The organism is Catenulispora pinistramenti (assembly GCF_018274385.1).
Taxonomy (GTDB): domain Bacteria; phylum Actinomycetota; class Actinomycetes; order Streptomycetales; family Catenulisporaceae; genus Catenulispora; species Catenulispora pinistramenti.
Window position 1 is genome coordinate 21,160 of sequence record NZ_JAAFYZ010000143.1, and the last position, 6,508, is coordinate 27,667.

General features: G+C 68.7%; 4 protein-coding genes and 3 pseudogenes. 4 read left to right on the forward strand and 3 right to left on the reverse strand.

From position 1 onward, the window contains the following. Positions 1-5 precede the first annotated feature (5 nt). Positions 6-944, reverse strand: a pseudogene (locus KGQ19_RS32160) (D-isomer specific 2-hydroxyacid dehydrogenase family protein); the annotation flags it as partial. Positions 945-1,060: 116 nt separating this feature from the next. On the opposite strand from KGQ19_RS32160, the pseudogene KGQ19_RS53010 reads away from it, so the two are divergent. The 3 genes and pseudogenes from KGQ19_RS53010 to KGQ19_RS32175 form a co-directional block, all read left to right on the forward strand. Further along, positions 1,061-1,975, forward strand: a pseudogene (locus tag KGQ19_RS53010) (Mur ligase family protein); the annotation flags it as partial. After that, positions 1,972-2,628: pseudogene (locus tag KGQ19_RS32170) on the forward strand (class I SAM-dependent methyltransferase); the annotation flags it as partial. The pseudogenes KGQ19_RS53010 and KGQ19_RS32170, both read left to right, overlap by 4 nt. Before the next feature lie 157 nt (positions 2,629-2,785). Continuing rightward, complete coding sequence (locus KGQ19_RS32175) at positions 2,786-3,691, forward strand: EamA family transporter (protein WP_413562891.1); 906 nt, start codon at positions 2,786-2,788, stop codon at positions 3,689-3,691. A 49-nt stretch (positions 3,692-3,740) separates the two neighbouring features. Here the strand turns inward: KGQ19_RS32175 and KGQ19_RS32180 are convergent, their stop codons facing one another. Further along, entirely contained in the window at positions 3,741-4,529 is a 789-nt protein-coding gene (locus tag KGQ19_RS32180; RefSeq protein ID WP_212016215.1) for an oxidoreductase, read from the reverse strand. A gap of 82 nt (positions 4,530-4,611) precedes the next feature. Further along, positions 4,612-5,187: a TetR/AcrR family transcriptional regulator gene (locus tag KGQ19_RS32185; RefSeq protein WP_212016217.1), complete on the reverse strand. Its 576-nt coding sequence runs from the start codon at positions 5,185-5,187 to the stop codon at positions 4,612-4,614. A gap of 201 nt (positions 5,188-5,388) precedes the next feature. Between KGQ19_RS32185 and KGQ19_RS32190 the strand changes: the two genes are divergently transcribed. Then, positions 5,389-6,508: thioester domain-containing protein (locus KGQ19_RS32190; RefSeq protein WP_212016219.1), on the forward strand; the 1,120-nt coding region annotated here is incomplete at its 3' end.

A 6,508-nucleotide genomic window follows, 5' to 3' on the forward strand; every position in this document is an offset into this window, starting at 1 on the left:
ATGCTTTCGAATTTCAGACAGTTGATGATGGAGTTCTCCACGATGTCGCGCAGTGCACGATCCGCGTAATAGGCCGCGTGCGGGCTGATGAGCACGTTCGGCAGTTCTTGCAACCGCAACAGCGGTTTGCTTTCGATGGGGCGATTGCGGCGATCGGCGTAGAAGATGCCCTCCTCATCTTCGAGGACGTCCAATGCGGCGCCGCCTAGTCGGCCGCTTTCCAACGCCGAGAGAAGGGCCTCGGTTTCGATGAGCGGGCCGCGTCCGGTGTTGATGATGAATGCGTCGCGTTTCATCTGCTCGATGCGCTCGCGGTTCAGGAGATGATGCGTGTCTGCATCGAGCGGCGTGTGGAGCGTGACGATGTCGCTACGCTTCAGCAGTTCGCCGAGAGAGACGTAATCGGCGGCGGTCTTGGGGATGCGGTCGAAAGCCAATATCCGGCAGCCGAAACCGCGTAGCCGGTCCAGGACGGCGGCGCCGATACGGCCCGTGCCGATCACGCCGACGGTCAGGTCGCGGAGCTCTCGCCCGCGCACGTCGTGGAGCCGGTAGTCGTGCTCACCGGCTCGGCGGATCGTGGATTTCGCGTGCCGCACCGCCATGAGCATCAGCATGTAGTCGGCGACGCTGTCCGGCGAGTAGCAGACGTTTTCCACTGTGATGCCAACGCTTTCGGCGTACTCCACGTCGATGTGGTCGTATCCGATGCTTCTCGTGGAGATATACGCGACACCGATGTGACTGAGGGCGAGAAGCGCGGGGTCGGTGATCCGCGTCTGGTGGCCGACGCTGATGCATCGATTTCCGGATGCCAGCTCGGCGTTGGCCTCGGATACCGCTTCTGGACAAACGGTTGGCGCGATGTCGAAACTCGTCGCCAGCTCCCGGAAAAGGGAAGCCTCATCCTGTCCGCATCCATAGGCTGTGATTCCGGTGGTCATCGGGTTCGGACCGGCTCGCTGTGAATCATGAGTCCCAGTCAAGACAGCGCTTAGTTGCCGCCTCGTATCCGGATTTCAATATGCCGGCAATAGGCGGCGGCGCTTTGACTGGCCGCATGATCCCCCTCAACCTCAGCGAGATCGCCGCCATCGTCGGCGGGACCGTCGCGGGCGACGCCGCCGTGACGGTCACCGCGCCCGCCGTGCTCGACGGCCGCCGGGCCGAGCCGGGCGGCCTTTTCGTCGCCTTCGCCGGCGCCAGTGCGGACGGGCACGCGTACGCCGAGCAGGCTGGGCGGGCCGGTGCGGTGGCGGTGCTCGGGTCGCGGGCCACGGCGCTGCCGACGGTGGTCGTCCATCGGCGTCGTCCTCAACGTCGGCCAGGCGCACATCAGCAAGTTCGGCTCCCACGAGGCCATCGCCAAGGCCAAGGGCGAACTGGTCCAGGGCCTGGCACCCGGCGGCACCGCGATCCTCAACGCCGACGACCCGCGCGTCACCGCCATGCGCGCGCTGACCGACGGCCGCGTCCTCACCTTCGGCCGGGCGCCATCCGCCGACGTGCGCGTCCTCGACCTGACACAGGACTCACGCGGTCGCCCGACCTTCACCCTGCGCACTGCCGACGCCTCAGCCCGCGTGGCACTGCCGGTCGTCGGCGCGCACCTGGCCCTCAACGCCGCGGCGGCCGCAGGCGCGGGCCTGGCCGCCGACATCCCCCCCTCGACGCCGCCGCCCAAGCACTGGCCACCGCCTCACTGACGAAGGGGCGCATGGAACTACGCGACCTGGCCAACGGCGCCGCCCTGCTCGACGACTCCTACAACGCCAACCCCGACTCCACCCGCGCCGCCCTGGACGCCCTCGCGGCGATCCACGCCGAGCGCCGCATCGCAGTACTCGGCGAAATGCTGGAGCTGGGGGACGCAAGCGAGGCGGAGCATCGCGGCATCGGGAGGTACGCCGCCGCGCGCGCCGACGTAGTGGTGGCGATCGGTGATACGGCGCGGGCCATCGCTGAGAGGGCGGGGGCGGAAACACCGTCGCGAGCAACGTCGGCGCCGGAGCCGGTTCGTACGAGTCGACGGCCTTCGAGGTGACCGCGGTCGAGCCGTCGGCCTCGATGCGGGCCCAGCGGCCCGCGCACCTGCCGGCCGCGATCGACGCCGTCGCCGAGCACCTGCCGTTCCCCGACGACGCCTTCGACGGCGCCATGACCACGTTCAGCGTGCATCAGTGGAGCGATCTGAAGGCGGGCCTGCGGGAGATGCGGCGGGTGGCCGGCGGCCCGGTCGCGGTGCTGACCTGCGACCCGGATCTGGTGCGCGACTTCTGGCTCTACGAATACGCGCCGCTGGTCCTGGACACCGAGGCCCGGCGCTACCCGGCCATCGCCACCATCGCCGAGACGCTGGGCGGGGACGTCGCGGTGACGCCGGTGCCGATCCCGGTGGACTGCACCGACGGCTTCGACGAGGCGTACTACGGCCGCCCGGAGCGGTTGCTGGACCCGGCGGCGCGGCAGTCGTGCTCGGCGTGGAGCTTCGTCGACGCCGAGACCAGCGAGCAGTACACCGAGGCGCTGCGCCGGGATCTGGAATCAGGCACCTGGGACGCGCGCCACGGCCGTCTGCGCACCCTGCCCGCGCTGACCGGGTCGCTGGTCCTGGTGCTGGCCCGGTAGGCAAGAACAGTTCGCGACCGGCACCGATCCGGCGTTCCAGGCGGCTTTGCCCGCGCTCAGCGAACGCTGACCTAAATCGGAGGCACACACCGCGGGGATCGTTCACAATCCACCCGTGGCTTCCTTCATCATCGGCGAGGCCGACAGCGGTCCGGCACTGTCCCCGGCACCGTCTCCGGCGCTGTCCCCGTCGTCCCGATCAGGCCCGACCGCGCTGGCCGGCCGGGCCCTCGGCGCGGTGCCGCCGACGATGCTGGTGCTGCTCGGCACCCTCAGCGCGCAGCTCGGCTCGGCACTGGCCACGCACCTGTTCGGCGCGGTGGGCAGCTTCGGGGCGGTGGCGCTGCGGCTGTTCTTCGCCTCGGCGACGCTGATGCTGTTCTGGCGGCCGTCGCTGCGGATGGACCGGCGGGCGTGGACCGCGGTGATCGCCTACGGCGTGGTGCTCGGCGGGATGAACCTGTGCTTCTACCAGTCGCTGGCCCGCATCCCACTGGGCATCGCGGTGACCACCGAGTTCCTGGGCCCGTTGGCGGTGGCGCTGGCCGGCTCGCGGCGCTGGCTGGACGCGTTGTGGGCGGTACTGGCCGGCGGCGGGGTGCTCCTGCTGACCGAGGGCGGCGGCAAGCTCGACTTGGTCGGCGTCCTGTTCGCCCTGGCCGCCGGCACCTGCTGGGGCCTGTACATCCTGGCCGGCGCCGCCTTGGGCCGGCACACCAGCGAAGGCGACGGGCTGGCGCTCGGGATGGCCGTGGCCGCGGTGATGACCGTGCCGTTCGGCGCGGCCGACGGCGGCGCCACGCTGTTCCGGCCGTGGGTGCTGGCCTTGGGACTCGGCGTGGCGCTGCTGTCGTCGGTGTTGCCCTACTCGCTGGATCTGGAGGCGCTGCGGCGGATCCCGCCGCGGGTGTTCGGGATCCTGATGAGTCTGGAGCCGGCGGTCGCGGCGCTCATCGGGTTGGTCGTGCTCGGGGAATCCCTGGGTTGGTCGCAGTGGGTCGCGGTGCTGTGTGTGGTGGCCGCCTCGGTCGGGGCGACGCGTGGGGCCCGGTCAGGCGAATAAGGGCCTTTAGACAACACGTGGCCTTTGGCTATCACGCGGCCTTCAGCTATCACGCGGCCTTGAGGGTCCCGCCGTCGATGACGTAGTCGGCGCCGTGGATGTTGGCCGCGCGCTCGGACAGCAGGAAGGCGACCAGATCCGCCACCTCCCGCGGCTCACTGAACCGGCCCGAGGCGACCCCGAACTGGCCGGGCAGGCTCGCGAGCAGGTCGGCGTGGCTCACCCCGAAGGCGTCGGCCACCTTGCCGCCGAACCGGCTCGGGTCGGTCCACAGCGGGCTGGAGACCAGGCCCGGGGAGACGGTGTTCACGCGGACCCCACGCGGGGCCAGCTCCTCGCTCAGCCGCTTGTCGAACTGGTTCAGCGCCGCCTTGGCCTCCGCGTAGCCGACCGGCGCGTTGGTGGACACGCGGGCGTTGATCGAGGAGATGCCGACGATCGCACCCCGGCGCTCCAGGATGCTCGGCAGCGCCGCCTTCGTCGTCCACACCGCGCTGAACAGGTTGAGGTCGAAGATCCGTTGCCACTGCTCGTCCTCGACGTCGAGGAACCCGCCGAGCTCTATTCCACTCGTGTCACCCCCGCCGACGTTGTTGACGAGGAAGTCGATCCCGCCGACGGCCTCCAGGGCCCGATCCACGGCCGCCCGCGCGCCTTCGCGGGTACTGAGGTCGACGGAAACCGTTGCCGCAGCAGCCTTTTCGAGCTCTGCGGTGATGGTGCGCGCGGCACCGACGACGCGGACGCCTTCCGCGGCCAGAGTCTGCACGATCGCCAGGCCGATGCCGCGACTGGCGCCGGTGACGAGCGCGGTCTTGCCGGTGATGCCGAGGTCCATGGTCTTTCCCTCCGATAGTTCTTGAACTACAGGTCAAAAATCAGGACGCGAGAAGAGCAGGCCCACTGAGGGAACGTGCGTCTCAGAGGCCTGCTAAGGCGGTGTCGATGATCTGGTAGAGGGTCTTCCGGTCGAACGTCAACGCCATGGTCCGCAACCCCGCGAGCGCCGTCTCCAAGAAGAGCCCCTGCGCCCGCGCGTTCAGCGCCCGGTCGACGTCGCCGTCACGCTGACCTTGTTCGACGCGCGCGGTGAAGAGCTCGACCATGCGCTGTTCCATACGGAGCACGGCCCGCTTGGCATCCTCATCGTGGCCGCCGATTTCGGCGACCGCGTTCTGGGCCAGGCACCCGCGGCGCACCGGGCCGTCCAGGTCCAGATCGACGAGCAGGACGAAGAGCGCGCGGATCCGTTCCTTGGCCGTCCCCGGCTCCGACAGGACCTGCTCGGTCACTTCCGCGCCGACCTTGTTGTAGAGGTCCAGGGCCTTGCCGAACAACTCACGCTTGGAGCCGAAACAGTGGTAGAGGCTGCCTTTCGCGACGCCGGTGGCCTCGGCGAGGTCGGCGGGGGACGTGTCGGCATAGCCCTTGGTCCAGAACGTTTCCATCGCCCGCGCGACGACCACGTCCGGTTCGAAGTTCTTCGGCCTGCCCACGGAGTTCACGGTAGCACCGTTTTTGACTCCGGGGTCAAGTATGCGCCGCGAGCCCGTTCCCGATGGCCCGGTCCCCGCAAGAGAACAGAATCACTTAGGGGTAAGGGAGCGAATTCGCCGTCCATCTAATAGCGTATGCGTGTTCTGGGCACCGGCTTGGTCTTCATACGGTGTCAAAGCGACGTAAAGGGATGGGGATCCATGCAGAAACCGACGTCCACGAACGGACGGAGAATCGCCGCCGCCATGTTCATCGGCGCCGCATCCACCGCGATGGTGGCGGGCACGGCGCACGCGGACAGTACGACCAACGGCGGTCAGACCTCCGATGGCGGCGTGACGGGTGCGACCTACGACGGCAACAAGGACTACAACCTGGTCGCCATGACTGACAACCCCGACGGCGACCCAGCGTCGCTGATAGGCCTGAAGGCCCAGGACGGCAGTCACCTCTGGACGTACTGCATCCAGGAGAAGGTCGAACTCAACACACTCGAGACCTATGACGAGCACGACTGGACGTCGGAGAGCCAGCGGATCGGCATAGACCAGCAGCACCTTGAGGGGATCAAGTGGATCCTCGACAACTCCATCCCGCAGGTCGACGCCACCAAGCTGGCCAGCACCGCGGGCGTCAGCGGGCTGAGCGACAAGGAAGCGGTGGCGGCCACCCAGGCTGCGATCTGGACCTTCTCGGACTCCACCGGCCAGCTCAAGCTGGACGCGGGCGCGGAGAAGGACGCGCAGAATCTCGGCAACCCGCGCGACCGCGATTACCCCAACAAGGATGTCAACGGGCAGCACGTCATCGACTTCTACAACTGGCTGATGACCCAGGCCACCGGCAGCAACACCGGCCAGCCGCAGGCCTCGCTGAGCATCACCCCGGCCTCGAAGGCCGCCCCGCAGGCCGGTAGCAAGGTCGCTTTCCAGCTGAGCAGCAACACCTCCGGGTCCTTCATATCGGTGACCCTCGCCGACCCGGGCAAGACCGGCGCCAAGCTGGTGGACGCCAACGGCCAGCCGATCAGCGCCAAGACGACGTTCAAGAGCGGCGACACGGTCTACGTGCAGCTGCCGAACACACCGACCAGCGGCGACGTCCACGTGATCGCCTCGGGCACCGTCACCAACATCGACGCCGGCGGGGTCTTCGTCTCCCACGACGGCAAGCCCTCGCAGAACCTGATCCTCGCGCAGGGCCAGAGTGCACCCGTCTCCGCGACCGCCGACGTGAAGTGGGCCCCGGCCACCACCCCGCCCACCTCGCCGCCGAGCACGACTCCCACCAGCTCGCCGTCGACAGCGCCGAGCACCCACC

Bases quoted from the DNA above. Each gene is read 5' to 3' on its own strand.
- KGQ19_RS32180 (WP_212016215.1), bottom strand. From the start codon at position 4,529: ATGGACCTCGGCATCACCGGCAAGACCGCGCTCGTCACCGGCGCCAGT.